This window comes from Comamonas sp. Z1 (assembly GCF_008121555.1).
GTDB lineage: Bacteria > Pseudomonadota > Gammaproteobacteria > Burkholderiales > Burkholderiaceae_C > Comamonas > Comamonas thiooxydans.
This window is the reverse complement of record NZ_VOQT01000008.1, coordinates 45,707-62,101: the sequence shown is the minus strand read 5'-3', so window position 1 is coordinate 62,101 and position 16,395 is coordinate 45,707. Positions and strand designations below refer to the sequence as shown.

The 16,395-nt window shown below is 59.9% G+C and carries 20 protein-coding genes; 2 read left to right on the top strand and 18 right to left on the bottom strand.

Annotated elements, in window-relative coordinates:
* Positions 1-3: 3 nt before the first annotated feature.
* From rplP to FSY45_RS15385, 18 genes are all read right to left on the bottom strand, one after another.
* A complete protein-coding gene (gene rplP / locus FSY45_RS15470; RefSeq protein WP_003059405.1) occupies positions 4-420 on the bottom strand; it encodes a 50S ribosomal protein L16 in 417 nt (138 codons plus the stop codon).
* Positions 421-422: 2 nt separating this feature from the next.
* Positions 423-1,292, bottom strand: a complete 870-nt coding sequence (gene rpsC / locus FSY45_RS15465; protein WP_003059406.1) for a 30S ribosomal protein S3 — start codon at positions 1,290-1,292, stop codon at positions 423-425.
* Between the two features lie 16 nt (positions 1,293-1,308).
* Positions 1,309-1,641: a 50S ribosomal protein L22 gene (gene rplV / locus FSY45_RS15460; RefSeq protein ID WP_003059408.1), complete on the bottom strand. Its 333-nt coding sequence runs from the start codon at positions 1,639-1,641 to the stop codon at positions 1,309-1,311.
* Between the two features lie 10 nt (positions 1,642-1,651).
* Positions 1,652-1,927 (bottom strand): 30S ribosomal protein S19, encoded by a 276-nt coding sequence (rpsS, locus tag FSY45_RS15455; protein ID WP_003059413.1) that lies wholly within the window; start codon positions 1,925-1,927, stop codon positions 1,652-1,654.
* 10 nt (positions 1,928-1,937) lie between these two features.
* Positions 1,938-2,762 carry a 50S ribosomal protein L2 gene (rplB, locus tag FSY45_RS15450; RefSeq protein ID WP_003059414.1) on the bottom strand — a complete coding sequence of 275 codons (825 nt, stop codon included), beginning with the start codon at positions 2,760-2,762 and terminating at the stop codon, positions 1,938-1,940.
* Positions 2,763-2,764: 2 nt separating this feature from the next.
* The gene (gene rplW, locus FSY45_RS15445; protein WP_003059415.1) at positions 2,765-3,079 is read right to left on the bottom strand and encodes a 50S ribosomal protein L23; all 315 of its coding nucleotides are present in this window, start codon (positions 3,077-3,079) and stop codon (positions 2,765-2,767) included.
* The gene (gene rplD / locus FSY45_RS15440) at positions 3,076-3,699 is read right to left on the bottom strand and encodes a 50S ribosomal protein L4 (RefSeq protein ID WP_003065421.1); all 624 of its coding nucleotides are present in this window, start codon (positions 3,697-3,699) and stop codon (positions 3,076-3,078) included. The genes rplW and rplD overlap by 4 nt, the downstream gene beginning before the upstream one ends.
* Positions 3,699-4,373: a 50S ribosomal protein L3 gene (gene rplC, locus FSY45_RS15435; protein WP_003059417.1), complete on the bottom strand. Its 675-nt coding sequence runs from the start codon at positions 4,371-4,373 to the stop codon at positions 3,699-3,701. The genes rplD and rplC overlap by 1 nt, the downstream gene beginning before the upstream one ends.
* Positions 4,374-4,573: 200 nt before the next feature.
* Positions 4,574-4,885 (bottom strand): 30S ribosomal protein S10, encoded by a 312-nt coding sequence (gene rpsJ / locus FSY45_RS15430; protein ID WP_003059431.1) that lies wholly within the window; start codon positions 4,883-4,885, stop codon positions 4,574-4,576.
* 25 nt (positions 4,886-4,910) lie between these two features.
* Complete coding sequence (tuf, locus tag FSY45_RS15425; protein WP_012836789.1) at positions 4,911-6,101, bottom strand: elongation factor Tu; 1,191 nt, start codon at positions 6,099-6,101, stop codon at positions 4,911-4,913.
* 180 nt (positions 6,102-6,281) lie between these two features.
* Positions 6,282-8,390 (bottom strand): elongation factor G, encoded by a 2,109-nt coding sequence (fusA, locus tag FSY45_RS15420; RefSeq protein WP_003064006.1) that lies wholly within the window; start codon positions 8,388-8,390, stop codon positions 6,282-6,284.
* Between the two features lie 145 nt (positions 8,391-8,535).
* A complete protein-coding gene (rpsG, locus tag FSY45_RS15415) occupies positions 8,536-9,009 on the bottom strand; it encodes a 30S ribosomal protein S7 (RefSeq protein ID WP_003059438.1) in 474 nt (157 codons plus the stop codon).
* A 168-nt stretch (positions 9,010-9,177) separates the two neighbouring features.
* Positions 9,178-9,555, bottom strand: a complete 378-nt coding sequence (gene rpsL / locus FSY45_RS15410; RefSeq protein WP_003059441.1) for a 30S ribosomal protein S12 — start codon at positions 9,553-9,555, stop codon at positions 9,178-9,180.
* 238 nt (positions 9,556-9,793) lie between these two features.
* A complete protein-coding gene (locus FSY45_RS15405) occupies positions 9,794-10,966 on the bottom strand; it encodes a D-alanyl-D-alanine carboxypeptidase family protein (protein WP_003064007.1) in 1,173 nt (390 codons plus the stop codon).
* A 151-nt stretch (positions 10,967-11,117) separates the two neighbouring features.
* The gene (locus FSY45_RS15400) at positions 11,118-11,756 is read right to left on the bottom strand and encodes an alpha/beta hydrolase (protein ID WP_003064008.1); all 639 of its coding nucleotides are present in this window, start codon (positions 11,754-11,756) and stop codon (positions 11,118-11,120) included.
* Positions 11,757-11,917: 161 nt separating this feature from the next.
* Positions 11,918-12,274: a ferredoxin gene (locus tag FSY45_RS15395; RefSeq protein ID WP_003064010.1), complete on the bottom strand. Its 357-nt coding sequence runs from the start codon at positions 12,272-12,274 to the stop codon at positions 11,918-11,920.
* A gap of 11 nt (positions 12,275-12,285) precedes the next feature.
* A complete protein-coding gene (locus FSY45_RS15390; protein WP_034357922.1) occupies positions 12,286-13,383 on the bottom strand; it encodes a VanZ family protein in 1,098 nt (365 codons plus the stop codon).
* Between the two features lie 57 nt (positions 13,384-13,440).
* Entirely contained in the window at positions 13,441-13,857 is a 417-nt protein-coding gene (locus tag FSY45_RS15385) for a CopD family protein (protein WP_003064013.1), read from the bottom strand.
* Positions 13,858-14,001: 144 nt separating this feature from the next.
* Between FSY45_RS15385 and hemB the strand changes: the two genes are divergently transcribed.
* Positions 14,002-15,012, top strand: coding sequence for a porphobilinogen synthase (gene hemB, locus FSY45_RS15380; protein WP_046460298.1), 1,011 nt, complete (start codon positions 14,002-14,004; stop codon positions 15,010-15,012).
* A gap of 133 nt (positions 15,013-15,145) precedes the next feature.
* Complete coding sequence (locus tag FSY45_RS15375; protein WP_012836762.1) at positions 15,146-16,348, top strand: magnesium transporter CorA family protein; 1,203 nt, start codon at positions 15,146-15,148, stop codon at positions 16,346-16,348.
* The last annotated feature ends 47 nt before the right edge of the window (positions 16,349-16,395 follow it).

Genomic DNA, 16,395 nt, shown 5'->3' with positions numbered 1-16,395 from the left:
TCCTTAAGCACCAATGTGACGGGACACGAAGGTCGTGCGCAGAGGCAGCTTTGCAGCAGCCAGGCGGAACGCTTCACGGGCCAGCTCTTCAGGCACACCCACGATTTCGTAGATCACCTTGCCGGGCTGGATTTCGGCCACGTAGTACTCGGGGTTGCCCTTACCGTTACCCATACGCACTTCGGCGGGCTTGGTAGAGATGGGCTTGTCCGGGAACACGCGGATCCAGATACGACCACCACGCTTGACGTGACGGGAAATTGCACGACGTGCAGCTTCGATCTGGCGTGCGGTCAGACGACCACGGTCAGTAGACTTCAAACCGAAATCGCCGAAGGCAACGGAGTTGCCACGGGTAGCGATGCCGGTGTTGCGGCCTTTTTGTTCCTTACGGAACTTGCGGCGTGCAGGTTGCAGCATGTTTATTCTCCTTTACCGTCCGCTGCTGTAGCGGGCGCGTCGGCCTTACGAACGCGCTTAACGGAATCAGCACCAGCGCCAGCAGGCTTGTCGCTGCCATCGGCAGGAGCGGCATTGGTGCCTGCGGGACGACGGCCACCACGGCCAGCGCCATCACGGCCATCACGGCGACCGTCACGACGGGGACCACGAGGACGACGCTCGTCTTCAGGACGGGGCGTTTCCACGGCGGGCAGATCGTTGCGGCCCAGGGTGTCACCCTTGTAGACCCAGACCTTCACGCCGATGATGCCGTAAGTCGTCTTGGCTTCGGAGAAGCCGTAGTCGATGTCGGCACGCAGAGTGTGCAGAGGCACGCGGCCTTCGCGGTACCACTCGGTACGAGCGATTTCGATACCGTTCAGACGACCGGAAGACATGATCTTGATGCCTTGAGCACCCAGACGCATGGCGTTCTGCATGGCACGCTTCATGGCGCGGCGGAACATGATGCGCTTTTCCAGCTGTTGGCAGATGGAGTCAGCGATCAGCTTGGCATCGATTTCAGGCTTGCGCACTTCTTCGATGTTCACAGCCACGGGCACGCCCAGGCGAGCAGCGAGTTCCTTCTTCAGGGCTTCGATGTCTTCACCCTTCTTGCCGATCACCACGCCCGGACGAGCCGAGAAAATGGTGATGCGGGCGTTCTTGGCAGGACGCTCGATCAGAACGCGAGCCACGGCGGCGTTCTTCAGCTTGGCCTTCAGGTACTCGCGCACCTTGATGTCTTCGGCCAGCATGCCGGCGAAGTCACGGTTGCTAGCGTACCAGCGGCTTGCCCAGTTGCGGCTCACCGCCAGACGGAAGCCGGTAGGATGGATTTTCTGTCCCATATTCTTCCTTAAGGCCTCAGTTACCCACTGTCACGTAGATGTGGCAGGTAGGCTTGCTGATGCGGTTGCCGCGGCCCTTGGCGCGAGCAGTGAAACGCTTGAGCGTAGTGCCTTGCTCGACGTAGATGGTCTTGACCTTCAGTTCGTCGATATCGGCGCCGTCGTTGTGCTCAGCGTTGGCGATAGCGGATTCCAGAACCTTCTTCACGATCACGGCAGCTTTTTTCTGCGTGAACTGGAGAATGTTCAGAGCTTGATCCACCTTCTTGCCGCGGATCAGATCCGCGACCAGGCGACCCTTGTCAACAGACAGGCGGACGCCACGGAGAACAGCACGTGTTTCAGACATGTTCTATTCCTTACTTCTTGGCTTTCTTGTCCGCAGGGTGACCCTTGAAGGTACGAGTCAGCGCGAATTCACCCAGCTTGTGGCCAACCATCTGGTCAGTCACATAAACCGGCACGTGTTGCTTGCCGTTGTGCACGGCGATGGTCAGACCGATGAACTCGGGCAGGACCATGGAGCGACGCGACCAGGTCTTCACTGGCTTCTTGTCCTTGGTGGCGATGGCCTTTTCGACCTTGGCCAGCAAGTGATGGTCAACAAACGGACCCTTTTTAAGAGAACGAGTCATTTGCTACCCCTTACTTCTTACGGCGCGACACGATCATGGTCTGTGTGCGCTTGTTGTTACGGGTGCGGTAGCCCTTCGTCAGATTGCCCCATGGGTCAACTGGGTGACGGCCTTCACCGGTCTTACCTTCACCACCACCGTGCGGGTGGTCGACAGGGTTCATGACCGTACCGCGGACGGTAGGACGAATACCCATCCAACGCTTCACACCGGCCTTGCCCAGACGGCGCAGGCTGTGTTCTTCGTTGGCAACTTCACCGATGGTGGCGCGGCACTCGATGTGCACCTTGCGGACTTCGCCCGAACGCATACGCACTTGAGCGTAGATGCCTTCGCGAGCCAGCAGAGTGGCGGAGGTACCAGCCGAGCGAGCGATCTGAGCACCGGCACCGATCTTCAGTTCGATGCAGTGGATGGTCGAGCCCACGGGGATGTTGCGGATAGGCAGGGTGTTGCCCACGCGGATAGGAGCTTCGGAGCCGCTGATGATGGTAGCGCCGACTTCCAGGTTGCGAGGAGCAATGACGTAGCGACGCTCGCCGTCTGCGTAGCACACCAGAGCGATGTGGGCAGTACGGTTGGGGTCGTATTCAATGCGCTCAACCTTGGCGGGGATACCGTCCTTGTTGCGCTTGAAGTCCACCACACGGTAGTGGTGCTTGTGACCACCGCCCTTGTGGCGAGTTGTGATGTGACCGTTGTTATTACGACCGGCCTTCTGGAATTGAGCTTCCAGCAGGGGGGCAAAACCCTCACCCTTGTGCAGGTGGTCGCGAGTAACCTTCACCGCGCCGCGTTGGCCGGGGGTCGTAGGTTTGAGCTTGATAACAGCCATGATTACGCAGCCTCCCCAGACAGGTTCAGCTCTTGACCGGGCTTGAGCATCACGTATGCCTTGCGCACATTGTCGCGACGGCCCACGGTCTTGCCAAAGCGCTTGGTCTTGCCCTTGGTGTTCACCACAGACACGCCAGCCACTTCAACCTTGAACATCAATTCCACAGCGGCCTTGATTTCGGGCTTGGTAGCGTTCTGCAGCACCTTGAATGTCACAGCATTGGACTTTTCAGCAACCAGAGTGGCCTTTTCGGACACGATGGGAGCGACCAGCACTTGCATCAGACGACCTTCGTCAAACTTGGTAGTGCTCATGCGAACATCTCCTTGAGTTTGTCGATCGCACCCTTGGTGACGAGCACTTTCTTGTAGTGCACCAGCGACACGGGGTCTGCATAGCGCGGCTCAACCACGAACACGTTCTTCAGATTGCGGGATGCCAGGTACAGGTTCTCGTCGATTTCTTCAGCGATCACCATCACCGACGAAGACAGGTTCATAGCCTTGAACTTGTCTGCCAGCACCTTGGTCTTGGGGGTATCCAGCGTCAGGGATTCCACAACTGCCAGACGGCCTTCGCGGGCCAGCTGAGACAGGATGGAAGCCATACCGGCGCGGTACATCTTCTTGTTGATCTTCTGCGAGAAGTTTTCTTCGGGCAGATTGGGGAAGATGCGACCGCCGCCACGCCACAGAGGCGAGGAGGACATACCAGCACGTGCACGGCCTGTACCCTTTTGCTTGAAAGGCTTGGCAGTGGTGTGACGCACTTGTTCACGGTCCTTCTGGGCGCGAGTGCCTTGACGTGCGTTGGCACGGTAGGCAGTCACCAGCTGGTGGACCAGATCTTCGTTGAATTCACGACCGAACACAGTCTCGGGAGCTTCCACCTTGGAAGCGGCCTGGCCTTGTTCATTCAGGAGTTCGAGCTGCATTAGTTCGCTCCTTTGGAAGCTTTAGCCTTGATCGCGGGGCGCACGGAAACGAAGCCACCCTTGGCACCAGGAATGGCACCCTTGATCAACAGCAGTTGGCGTGCTTCGTCGATACGAACCACGTCGAGGTTTTGAGTAGTGACGGTTTCGTCGCCCATGTGGCCAGTCATACGCTTACCGGGGAACACGCGACCGGGGTCTTGTGCCATACCGATAGAACCGGGAACATTGTGCGAACGGCTGTTACCGTGCGAAGCGCGCTGCGAACTGAAGTTGTGGCGCTTGATCGTGCCGGCGTAACCCTTACCGATGGAGGTGCCTTGCACGTCCACCTTCTGGCCAACGCTGAACAGCTCTGCCACAGGCAGAACGGCACCAGCGGCATACTTGCCAGCGGTTTCATCAGTCACGCGGAATTCACGGGTCACTTCACCGGCTTCGACACCCGCCTTGGCGAGGTGGCCGGCTTGAGGCTTGGTCACGCGAGAAGCCTTGCGTGCACCGAAAGTGACCTGCAGGGCCACATAGCCATCGTTCTCTTGGGTTTTGACCTGAGTCACGCGGTTGTTAGAAACATCCACCACTGTGACAGGCACTGCGTCCCCATCATCAGTGAACAGACGCATCATGCCCACCTTGCGACCCAGCAACCCCAGGGAGTTGCTCAGACTCATTTGTTTGCTCCAAAACTTTTGCCGCTGAAACTGCAATTGGCCCAGCGTTGTGCCTTAGCAATCATGCCTAGCACACAAAAGAAGGTTAATAAAACTTCGCATCAAAGGCGAAGCTCCAAATTTTAACGCGAACTGCTTTTTCAAGCAAGTTCGCGTTAAACAAAGACCCTTAAAAGCCTCTTGCGAGGCCTCCAAAACTCTTATTGCAGTTTGATCTCGACGTCCACACCTGCGGGCAGGTCCAGCTTCATCAGAGCGTCAACAGTCTTGTCAGTCGGATCCACGATGTCCATCAGACGCTGGTGCGTACGGATTTCGAACTGGTCACGGCTGGTCTTGTTGACGTGAGGCGAACGCAGGATGTCGAAGCGCTTCATGCGTGTCGGCAGGGGCACGGGACCCTTGACGATGGCGCCGGTACGCTTGGCGGTATCAACGATTTCGGCTGCAGACTGGTCGATCAGCTTGTAATCGAAAGCCTTCAGACGGATGCGGATTTTTTGCTTAGACATTGTTAATTCCTAGCTTTTCTAAGAATTAGGCAATGATCGTGGCAACCACACCGGCACCAACGGTACGACCACCTTCGCGGATAGCGAAGCGCAGACCTTCTTCCATGGCGATGGGGGAGATCAGCTTCACAGTGATCGACACGTTATCGCCAGGCATCACCATTTCCTTGCCTTCGGGCAGTTCGATGGAGCCGGTCACGTCAGTTGTACGGAAGTAGAACTGGGGACGGTAGTTGTTGAAGAAGGGAGTGTGGCGACCGCCTTCGTCCTTCGACAGCACGTAAACTTCAGCAGTGAAGTTGGTGTGGGGCTTGATGGAGCCGGGCTTGCACAGCACTTGGCCGCGTTCCACATCTTCACGCTTGGTGCCGCGCAGCAGCAGACCCACGTTGTCGCCAGCTTGACCCTGGTCCAGCAGCTTGCGGAACATTTCCACGCCGGTGACGGTGGTCTTGACGGTGTCCTTGATACCGACGATTTCGATTTCTTCGCCGACCTTGACGATACCGCGCTCGATACGGCCGGTCACCACGGTACCACGACCGGAGATGGAGAACACGTCTTCCACGGGCATCACGAAGGCGCCGTCAACAGCACGCTCGGGAGTGGGGATGTAGGTGTCCAGAGCTTCGGCCAGCTTCAGGATGGCAGGCTCGCCCTTGTCGGACTGGTCACCTTCCAGGGCCAGCTTGGCGGAGCCGCGGATGATGGGGGTGTCGTCACCGGGGAAGTCGTACTTGGACAGCAGCTCGCGCACTTCCATTTCGACCAGTTCCAGCAGTTCTTCGTCGTCCACCATGTCGGCCTTGTTCAGGAACACGATGATGTAGGGCACGCCCACCTGACGCGACAGCAGGATGTGCTCGCGAGTCTGGGGCATGGGGCCGTCAGCAGCGGAGCAAACCAGGATAGCACCGTCCATCTGAGCGGCACCAGTGATCATGTTCTTCACATAGTCAGCGTGGCCGGGGCAGTCCACGTGAGCGTAGTGGCGGTTGGCAGTTTCGTACTCAACGTGCGAAGTGTTGATCGTGATACCACGAGCCTTTTCTTCGGGGGCGTTGTCGATCTGCGAGTAGTCCTTGGCTTCACCGCCGAAGTGCTTGGACAGCACGGTAGCGATAGCAGCAGTCAGGGTGGTCTTGCCGTGGTCAACGTGACCGATGGTGCCCACGTTCACGTGGGGCTTGGTACGTTCGAACTTTTCTTTTGCCATGATTTCTCCGAAAGAGCAAAAACCTGTGTGATGTTTAAGGTCTGCACCTCATTGCTGACTCGCCCCGCACAGGAAACAGGACGGCATGGGATCGCAGACCGGCAAAAATCGCGGCAATCCTCAAAGGACTGCCGCGATTGGAAGCCGTAGATTATGACGGATTCGTCAAACCTGCGTCAATTACTTGGCGCGGGCAGCAACAATGGCTTCAGCCACGTTACGAGGAGCTTCAGCGTAGTGCTTGAACTCCATGGTGTAGCTGGCGCGACCTTGAGTCATGGAACGCAGCGAAGTGGCGTAGCCGAACATTTCGGACAGAGGCACTTCAGCCTTGATGGCCTTGCCGCCACCAACCATGTCGTCCATACCCTGAACCATGCCGCGACGCGAGGACAGATCGCCCATCACGGTACCGGCGTAGTCTTCGGGCGTTTCCACTTCCACAGCCATCATGGGTTCCAGGATGACGGGGTTGGCCTTGCGGGCAGCTTCCTTGAAACCGAAGATAGCGGCCATCTTGAACGCCATTTCGTTCGAGTCCACATCGTGGTACGAACCGAAGGTCAGACGAACCTTGACGTCCACCACAGGGTAGCCAGCCAGCACGCCGGAAGTCAGCGCTTCGATCACGCCCTTCTCCACCGCAGGGATGTATTCGCGAGGAACCACACCGCCCTTGATTTCGTCGACGAACTCGAAGCCCTTGCCGGCTTCCTGGGGTTCCAGAGTCAGAACCACGTGGCCGTACTGGCCCTTACCGCCGGACTGGCGAACGAACTTGCCGTCCACGTCCTTGACCGTGCTGCGGATGGTTTCGCGGTAAGCAACCTGGGGCTTGCCCACGTTGGCTTCCACGTTGAATTCGCGCTTCATGCGGTCAACGATGATTTCCAGGTGCAGTTCGCCCATACCGGCGATGATGGTCTGACCGGATTCTTCGTCGGTACGCACGCGGAAGGAAGGATCTTCTGCAGCCAGACGCGACAGAGCGATACCCATCTTTTCCTGGTCGGTCTTGGACTTGGGTTCCACAGCCTGTGCAATCACGGGCTCGGGGAACACCATGCGCTCCAGCACGATAGGCGCGGCGATGTCGCACAGGGTTTCACCGGTGGTCACGTCCTTCAGGCCCACGCAGGCAGCGATGTCGCCAGCACGGATTTCTTCCACTTCCACGCGGTCGTTGGCCATCATCTGCACGATACGGCCGATACGTTCCTTCTTGCCCTTGACGGCATTCAGAACGGTCTCGCCCTTGGACAGAACGCCAGAGTACACGCGCACGAAAGTCAGCTGGCCCACGAAGGGGTCGGTCATCAGCTTGAAGGCCAGAGCCGAGAACTTCTCAGCATCGTCAGCCTTGCGGCTCAGCTTCTTCTCTTCGTCATCGGGGTCGGTACCGGTAACGTCAGGGATGTCCACAGGAGCGGGCAGATAGTCGATCACGGCGTCCAGCATGCGCTGCACACCCTTGTTCTTGAACGCGGTGCCGCACAGCATGGGCTGAATTTCGGTGGCCAGGGTACGGGTACGCACGCCGAGCTTCACTTCTTCTTCAGTCAGAGTACCTTCTTCCAGGTACTTGTTCATCAGCTCTTCCGAAGCTTCGGCAGCGGCTTCCACCAGGTTTTCACGCCACTTGTTGGCAGTCTCCACCAGCTCGGCGGGGATGTCCTGGTATTCGAACTTCATGCCCTGGGAAGCTTCGTCCCAGATGATGGCCTTCATCTTGACCAGATCGACCACGCCCTGGAAGTTTTCTTCAGCGCCGATTGGGATCACCACGGGCACAGGGTTCGCGTTCAGGCGAGTCTTCATGCCTTCATAGACCTTGAAGAAGTTGGCACCGGTACGGTCCATCTTGTTCACGAAGGCCAGACGAGGCACCTTGTACTTGTTGGCCTGACGCCACACGGTTTCGGACTGAGGCTGCACGCCACCCACAGCGCAATACACCATGCAAGCACCGTCCAGCACGCGCATGGAACGTTCCACTTCAATCGTGAAGTCCACGTGACCGGGGGTGTCGATGATGTTGAAACGGTGTTCTGGGTAGGACAGATCCATACCCTTCCAGAAGCAGGTCACTGCAGCGGAAGTGATGGTGATACCACGCTCTTGCTCTTGCTCCATCCAGTCGGTGGTGGCAGCGCCGTCGTGCACTTCGCCCAGCTTGTGGGTCACACCGGTATAGAACAGGATACGTTCTGTAGTGGTTGTCTTACCTGCGTCAATGTGAGCGGAAATACCGATGTTGCGATAGCGCTCAATGGGGGTCTTGCGAGCCATGATGGATCCTTGCTTGATCGTATGGGAGTACTGCCGGCCCCGCATTGTGCGCAGGAGGCAGCAGCTCTATATGGGGGCGCTCAGAATCGACACAAGGCCGCAGCAAGTTTTTGCATGCGGCCCTGTATCTCGAGCGAGATTCCGATTAGAAGCGGAAGTGGCTGAAGGCCTTGTTGGCTTCGGCCATACGGTGCACTTCGTCACGACGCTTCATGGCGCCGCCACGGCCTTCCGTAGCTTCCAGCAGCTCGTTGGCCAGGCGTTGAGCCATGGACTTCTCGCCACGCTTGCGGGAGGCTTCCTTGATCCAGCGCATGGCCAGAGCCAGACGACGGACGGGACGCACTTCCACGGGAACCTGGTAGTTGGCACCGCCAACACGGCGGGACTTCACTTCAACCATGGGCTTGACGTTGTTGATGGCAACAACGAAAGCTTCCAGAGGGTCCTTGCCGGGATGCTTCTTCTCGATCAGGTCCAGAGCGCCGTAAATGATGCGCTCAGCAACCGCCTTCTTGCCGCCTTCCATGATCACGTTCATGAATTTGGACAGCTCTACATTGCCGAACTTGGGATCCGGCAGGATTTCACGTTTGGGGACTTCGCGACGACGTGGCATTTTTTACCTCTATCTTTGCTTCAGTTGGCATCTTTTCAGATACCGCGAGAGCTATTCAAAACTCTCACTTACTCGACCCGCACAAAACATTCGTGCTCAGGGCCACTACGTTTGACCGCGCCAGTCAGGCGAATCAAACACCGTTTGTTTTCAAAAAACCAGGGCTGATTACTTAGCCTTAGGCTTCTTGGCACCGTACTTGGAGCGAGCTTGCTTACGGTCCTTGACGCCTTGCAGGTCCAGGGAACCGCGCACGATGTGGTAACGCACACCGGGCAAGTCCTTCACACGACCACCGCGCACCAGCACAACGCTGTGCTCTTGCAGGTTGTGGCCTTCACCGCCGATGTACGAAATCACTTCGAAACCGTTGGTCAGACGAACCTTGGCCACCTTACGCAGAGCCGAGTTAGGCTTCTTGGGAGTGGTGGTGTACACACGAGTGCACACGCCACGGCGTTGGGGGCAGTTTTCCATAGCAGGGCTCTTGGATTTAACAACTTCGACCGTGCGGCCCTGACGCACGAGTTGGTTAATGGTTGGCATTAATTAAACGTCCCTAAACGTGAATTTGCTTCGTGAAAGCAAAAGGTTTATCCGCAGCAACAGATGCCGATGCGGAAACGTGAATCCCTTCGGAAATTCCGAAAAGCCCTCGAATGTACCAGCTTGTGCAAATCAGCACAACTCCCTGCCGACAATAGCCCTGCCGGCAGCAAGATGCTTTGCATGGCACATCAAAGTGCTCTCACCGGCAGGAGCTACCTCCTGCCGGCCCGGGAACTTACTTGATCCAGAGGCGGATGGTGTCCCACAGACGGCCGAAGAAGCCTGCCTGCTCGACGGCCTCAAGCGCTACCAGCGGCACCTCGGCCACCACATCCGCACCCGACTTGACCTTGAGCACCCCCATGGACTGCCCCTTGGCAATGGGTGCAATCAGCGGATCCTGGCGCACCACCTCGGTGGTCAGCTTGCCGCCAGTGCCCGAGGGCACGGTCACCACCACGGCGCCGTCGGCCTTGCCGATCTTGACGGCATTGGCAGCGCCCTTCCAGACGGCGGGAGTGGCCACGGGCTGATCGGAATCAAACAGCTTGACGGCATCGAAAGCGGTGTAACCCCAGTTCAACAGCTTCTGGCTTTCGTTGGCACGCGCCTTTTCGCTGGCCGTTCCCAGCACGATGGACAGCAGGCGGCGCTGACCCACATTGGGCAGGTCACGCTTGGCCGTGGCCACCAGGCAATAGCCGGCGGCATTGGTGTGACCGGTCTTCAGGCCGTCCACGGTGGGATCGCGAAACAGCAAGGCATTGCGGTTGCTGCCGTTGGAGGCGGGCGTGCCGGGGTAGCTGTATTGCTTGGTGGCGTAGTAGTGCATGTACTCGGGGAAGTCATGCATCAATCGCTGGGCCAGGATGGACAGATCACGCGCCGTCGTCAGGTGACCGGGCTCGGTCAGTCCTTCGGGGTTCTTGTAGCTGGTGTTCTTCATGCCCAGGGCCTTGGCCTGGTCATTCATCATCTTGACGAAGTTCTCGGCCGTGCCGCCCACGGCCTCGGCCAATGCCATGGTGGCATCGTTGCCGGACTGGATGATCATGCCGCTGAGCAGGTCATTGACGGGCACCTGCATCTTGGGGTCGATGAACATGCGCGAGCCGGGCATCTTCCAGGCGCGCTCGCTCACGGGCATGCGCTGCTCCAGCGTGATCTTCTTGGAGCGCAAGGCGTCGAACACCACATAGGCCGACATCAGCTTGGTCAGCGATGCCTGCTCAACGGGAGCATCGACGTCCTTGGCGCCCAGCACCTGGCCGGCAGTGACGTCCACCAGCAGATAGTTGCGGGCAGCAATTTCGGGAGGAACAGGGGCCGCCACCTGTGCCATGGCAAACACGGGCGCCACTGCGGCAGCAACGGCCAGAACACGCAGTGTGGAGTAGATGGGCTTCATGAAGAGGACTCTCGCTAAAGCAAAGGTAAGCGCGGTGATTTACCGTCGGAAACGGCCAAAGCCAAGGATATACCTCGGCCTGGCGCTATGAAAAGGGAGTTAACCAAGACGGGGCAGCAATTCACGTGCGTCAAGGTGTGGGAAATGGCTCTTACAGGGACTTCAGGTGGCGCACCACCAGGCTCTTGAGCAGCGGCAATTGTCCGTGAAAGAAATGGCCGACCTGCGGAATCACGGTAACAGGCAGTATCTGCGGGCGCGCCCAGTCCATCACGGCGGACAGCTCGACGGTGTCGTCCGCCTCGCCGTGGATCACCAGGGTCTGGTCATGGGCCTCGGCAGGCACGGGAGCCACTTCGAAGCGACTGGCGGCGGTGCCGACCAGCACGGCCTTCTGCACCCGGCCCGTACCCCAGAGTTGGGCCAGCGCATGGCTGGTGACGAAAGCGCCGAAGGAAAAGCCGGCCAGAGCTACAGGGCCTTCGGGAGCCACCTGCTGCACCACGGCCAGCAAATCCTGCAGCTCGGCCTTGCCGGCGTCATACTCGCCGGCACTGGCGCCCACGCCGCGAAAGTTGAAACGCACGACCGTGTAGCCGCACTGAACAAAGGCACGCGCCAGGGTCTGGACCACCTTGTTGTCCATGGTGCCGCCAAACAGCGGATGCGGATGGGCGATGATGGCCACGCCCTTGGGGCTCTGGCCTTCGACCAGTTGCGGCGCATCGCGCAGGGCCTCAATGGCACCGGCGGTGCCGGTGAGCGTCAGTCGTTCGGTCTGGGAATTCACGATTGCTATCCTAGTTGTAGCTTTTTGCGCTTGCTGTAATTGGGCTGACGCTTGAAAACGCTTAAAGTTCCTGAACAAGCAAGCCCAAAGTCGGCCGCACCATGCAAGAGCCGCCTTGCCGCAAGCCTGTCGGGACGGCCAAAGGACTCAAGGCAGCCAGATCAGCGCCCCACGCTTTCGGGCAGCACCAGGCGCTCGACCACCTTGCCGTGCTTGAGATGGGATTCGACGATTTCATCGATATCGCTGTCGTCGATGAAGGTATACCAGACGGCTTCGGGGTAGACCACGGCCACGGGACCGCCGGCGCAGCGATCCAGGCAGCCGGCCTTGTTCACACGCACCAATCCCTTTCCGGCAAGCCCCTCTTCCTTGACTTTGCGCTTGCAGTGGTCAAAGCCCGCCTTGGCGCCATGCAGAGCACAGCAGTCCTCACCGTTGGGACGCTCGTTCAGGCAAAAGAAGATATGACGCTGGTAGTAGCCGCCGGCCTGGTCTTGATTCTGGATGTCGCTCATGGTGGATCATTCTAGGCAGGCTGTTGGCGGCGCGAGAGTCGAATCACTACATACGCCAGTGTCACGTAAGGCCAGAGCCAGCCCAGCCATTGGCCCAGACCGTAGAAGCGGATGAAACGGCCTTGCTCCCAGGCCTGCAGGGTCTGGGCGAAGTACACGTTCGTCGGCGCCTGATTGAGGATGCTCAGATGCAGCACCAGCACCAGCAGCAATAGCACGGCGCACATGCTGCGCGAGGCAGGCAATGCAATCACGGCCAAGCCCAGCCCACCCCAGACACCCAGGCGCACCGGCAGATCCACCCACTCCCAGGCATGGGCCGGGCCCCAGCTCAACGCGGCCGACAGCGCTGTCACCCCCACCCCTGCCGCCACCAGAAGCAGTCCGGCCAGCGCGCGGCGGCCCATATGACGCACGGCGCAGTAGGCCAGCAGGCAGGGAATCCACAGCCCCAGCATTACGCATAGCATCTCCGTCACCAGCGACAGCGGCGTCATGGCGAAATCGCCCAGCGGCAGCCAGTCTTCAAACGGCGTGTTCAGCAACCAGTCCTGCAAGGTGTCGTCGATGCGCTCCAGCACCTGGCCCAGACCAAACGGCACGGCCGCCGGAAACAGCAGCGCAAACGGCCACAGCGCCAGCAGCACCAGCACGCCGGCACCGCCCTCGCCCAGCCACTGGTTGCGAAATGCACTCCAGCGCGAGAGAGCCCCCAGCCTCTCCAGCAGCGCAGCCAGCAGGGCACCGATCAAGGTGCCGCCGGCATTGAGCACCAGATCCAGATTGGACGGCACGCGGCGCGGCAGATAGATCTGCAGAAACTCCATGCACAGCGACAGCAGCGTGCCGGCAAGAAAAGCCAGCGGCACGGCCAGCCTGGGCTGGCCCGAGCGCATCAGGGCCAGCGCCAGGAAAAAGCCCAGCGGCGCATAGCCGACGATATTGGTGTTGACGTCGAACCAGGTCCAGTAAGGCGGCGGAATCCTCGCGAACAGGAACACGCTGGGATCTATGCCCTGGGCGCGCCAGCCGTCGAAGGGGAACAGGCTGGCAAAGACAATGAGCAGCCCATAAACCAGCGCCAGCGGCCAGGCCGAGGTATGGCGCATGGAAATCACCGGCACCGCGGAATCGGACACAGTCGCCTCCTACTCTCAGCGCAAGATTCAGAAGGGCTTGACCACCACCAGAATCACGGCAGCGATCAGCAGCAGCACCGGCACTTCGTTATAGAAACGGAACCAGCGATGGCTTTTATGACAGGTGTTGTCCGCCAGCTTGCGCAGCAGCACGGCACAGCTGTGGTGGTAGCCGATGACCAGCAGCACCACGGCCAGCTTGGCATGCAGCCAGCCGCCCGCGAAGCCCCAGCCCAGCCACAGCCACAGGCCCAGTCCCAGCGCGGGCACGGCCAGCATGGTGGTGAAGCGCAGCAGCTTGCGCGCCATCAGCAGCAGGCGCTCGCGTTCGGCCACCGAGCCCGGCGTGACCATGGCGATGTTGACAAAGATGCGCGGCAGGTAGAACAGACCAGCAAACCAGCTGGCGACAAAAACGATGTGAAAGGCTTTGACCCATAGCATGGAGCCAGTGTAAAGGCCTGCGCTGCGCCACAGCCGCTGCGCGCCGCGTCTTTACCTCGGAGCTCGGGCCCAGTCGCGCCGGCCGTCATGGAATAGTCACGCAGCTGCAAGCCAAGCCATGACGAATGGGGCACAATTTTCCCCATGCATTTGTCCAGCCCTACTCCTTTTCCCCAGAACCGTCCGCGCCGCCTGCGCCGCGATGCTTTCACCCGCAATCTGGTGCGCGAGAGCGTGCTGACGCCGCACGACTTCATCTACCCCGTGTTCGTGCATGAAGGTCAGAACAAGCGCGAGGCCGTGCCCTCCATGCCCGGCGTGGACCGCCTGAGCCTGGACCTGCTGCTGCCCGTGGCCGAGGAATGCGTGAAGCTGGAGATTCCCTACCTGGCGCTGTTCCCCGCCATCGAATCCAGCCTCAAGACCCCCGACGGCAAGGAAGCCCTGAACCCCGACGGCCTGATCCCGCGCGTGGTGCGCGCGCTGAAAAAGGAATTCCCCCAGCTGGGTGTGATGACCGACGTGGCCCTGGACCCCTACACCAGCCACGGCCAGGACGGCATCCTCGACGAGAGCGGCTACATCATCAACGATGACACCGTCGAAGTGCTGGTCGGCCAGGCCCTGACCCATGCCGAAGCCGGTGTGGACATGGTGGCCCCCAGCGACATGATGGACGGTCGCATCGGCGCCATCCGCGAGGCCCTGGAGTTGCAAGGCCATATTCACACCCGCATCATGGCCTATAGCGCCAAGTACGCCAGCGCTTTCTACGGCCCCTTCCGCGACGCCGTGGGCACACGCGGCGCCCTGGGCAAGGCCGACAAGAATGTCTACCAGATGGACCCTGCCAACACCGACGAAGCCCTGCGCGAGGTGGCTCAGGACATCGCCGAAGGCGCGGACATGGTCATGGTCAAGCCCGGCATGCCGTATCTGGACGTGGTGCGCCGCGTCAAGGACGAGTTCAAGGTACCGACCTTCGCCTACCAGGTGTCCGGCGAATACGCCATGCTCAAGGCCGCTGCCGCCAACGGCTGGCTCGATCACGACGCTGTGATGATGGAAGCCCTGCTGGCCTTCAAGCGCGCGGGCGCCGACGGCATCCTGACCTACTTTGCCATCGACGCCGCCAAGAAGCTGCGCGGCCTGTAACAAAATTGATAGCTGTCAGCGTAGGTCATGCTTGCGCCTGAGAGCATTTCAGGCATGATCTGACGGCCCGTGCAGCTTGCACGGGCCGTTTTTACATCTGCTTTTTGCACTGACATCGAGACTGCCTAATCCCATGCGCGTGCTGCATATCTCTCCCCTCTATGCCCAGCCTGTTGACGGACTGCCCACGCAGGCGGCAACAACGGGGTTTTACTGGGTCTCCTGCACACGCTCGGAGCTGGAGGCTCAGCTGCCAGCCATTCAGACCATGTTGGTCAGGCTGGGCGGCTCCGCCCTCGTGGACCTGCATGTCTCCGACCTGTTGAATCCGGCAATCCCTTCCAATTACGACTACACCTCGGTGTACGACGTGCTGGTATTCCGACGCCTGGCCAACGCCCATCTGCCGCCGCTCAGCGGCAACCACGCCTCGCCCGCGTCAGCCGCGGCCTCACCGCCAGGCCTGCCTGCAGTGATGGCAGGCACCGGCAGTGCGGCATCCAGCGCCCCGCCTCCATCGCACAACCCGGCCCACAGCGGCCAGCGCGAAGCGCCGGTGCTGCAACGCGTGGAAACCCAGCCCGTGGGCTTTGCGCTGTATGACCAGATTCTGCTGTCCGTGCATCCCGACGGCTGCTTTGTACTGGAAAACTTCTGGCAGCGCCTGATTTCCGGCCCCGCCAAGACTGACAGCCGCCAGGCCAGCACCAAGATGCCCGTGGAGCCTGCCGACCTGATGCTGCGCATGGTCAACGGCATGGTGGACGGCTACCTGGATCTGCGCCGTACCCTGACGCGCCAGATCGACCACTGGCAGATGGCGCTGCTCAAGCCCAACAAGCGTTTCAGCAACTGGGCCAGCGTGCTCGACGTGCGCCTGGCGCTGCACCAGTTGGATGAAATCTGCGAAGACCAGCGTGCCGCCGTGCAGGACTGGACCGAGGCGCTGGAGGGCTGGCCGCCCGAGCACACACCTGCGCGCCAGCATGAGCGCGAACTGCTGCGCGTGCGCTCGCGCGACGTGCTCGAACATATAGAGCGCGTGACCCACCACATTCACCGCATGGAGCAAAGTGCCGAGACCGCCGTGCAGATGCACTTTTCGGCTCAGAGCAACCGCGCCAACGACATCATGCGCACGTTGACCACGGTGACGGCCATCTTTCTGCCGCTGAACCTGATTGCCGGCATCTTCGGCATGAACTTCGAGTTCATCCCGTTCGTCCACAAAAAGGACGGCTTCATCTGGGCCCTGGTGGCCATGGTGATCATCACCGTGGTGCTGGTGGCCTATTTCTGGCGCCGCCGCTATCTGGAAAGCGAAGAAAAAGAATGACCCCCTGAGGCGCTTCCGCGCCTTCCCCCAAGGGGGACGACATCCTC

Coding starts and splice junctions, on each gene's coding strand:
- rplP (WP_003059405.1), bottom strand. CDS start 420: ATGCTGCAACCTGCACGCCGCAAGTTCCGTAAGGAACAAAAAGGCCGC.
- rpsC (WP_003059406.1), bottom strand. CDS start 1,292: ATGGGACAGAAAATCCATCCTACCGGCTTCCGTCTGGCGGTGAGCCGC.
- rplV (WP_003059408.1), bottom strand. CDS start 1,641: ATGTCTGAAACACGTGCTGTTCTCCGTGGCGTCCGCCTGTCTGTTGAC.
- rpsS (WP_003059413.1), bottom strand. CDS start 1,927: ATGACTCGTTCTCTTAAAAAGGGTCCGTTTGTTGACCATCACTTGCTG.
- rplB (WP_003059414.1), bottom strand. CDS start 2,762: ATGGCTGTTATCAAGCTCAAACCTACGACCCCCGGCCAACGCGGCGCG.
- rplW (WP_003059415.1), bottom strand. CDS start 3,079: ATGAGCACTACCAAGTTTGACGAAGGTCGTCTGATGCAAGTGCTGGTC.
- rplD (WP_003065421.1), bottom strand. CDS start 3,699: ATGCAGCTCGAACTCCTGAATGAACAAGGCCAGGCCGCTTCCAAGGTG.
- rplC (WP_003059417.1), bottom strand. CDS start 4,373: ATGAGTCTGAGCAACTCCCTGGGGTTGCTGGGTCGCAAGGTGGGCATG.
- rpsJ (WP_003059431.1), bottom strand. CDS start 4,885: ATGTCTAAGCAAAAAATCCGCATCCGTCTGAAGGCTTTCGATTACAAG.
- tuf (WP_012836789.1), bottom strand. CDS start 6,101: ATGGCAAAAGAAAAGTTCGAACGTACCAAGCCCCACGTGAACGTGGGC.
- fusA (WP_003064006.1), bottom strand. CDS start 8,390: ATGGCTCGCAAGACCCCCATTGAGCGCTATCGCAACATCGGTATTTCC.
- rpsG (WP_003059438.1), bottom strand. CDS start 9,009: ATGCCACGTCGTCGCGAAGTCCCCAAACGTGAAATCCTGCCGGATCCC.
- rpsL (WP_003059441.1), bottom strand. CDS start 9,555: ATGCCAACCATTAACCAACTCGTGCGTCAGGGCCGCACGGTCGAAGTT.
- FSY45_RS15405 (WP_003064007.1), bottom strand. CDS start 10,966: ATGAAGCCCATCTACTCCACACTGCGTGTTCTGGCCGTTGCTGCCGCA.
- FSY45_RS15395 (WP_003064010.1), bottom strand. CDS start 12,274: ATGAGCGACATCCAGAATCAAGACCAGGCCGGCGGCTACTACCAGCGT.
- FSY45_RS15390 (WP_034357922.1), bottom strand. CDS start 13,383: ATGCGCCATACCTCGGCCTGGCCGCTGGCGCTGGTTTATGGGCTGCTC.
- FSY45_RS15385 (WP_003064013.1), bottom strand. CDS start 13,857: ATGCTATGGGTCAAAGCCTTTCACATCGTTTTTGTCGCCAGCTGGTTT.
- hemB (WP_046460298.1), top strand. CDS start 14,002: ATGCATTTGTCCAGCCCTACTCCTTTTCCCCAGAACCGTCCGCGCCGC.
- FSY45_RS15375 (WP_012836762.1), top strand. CDS start 15,146: ATGCGCGTGCTGCATATCTCTCCCCTCTATGCCCAGCCTGTTGACGGA.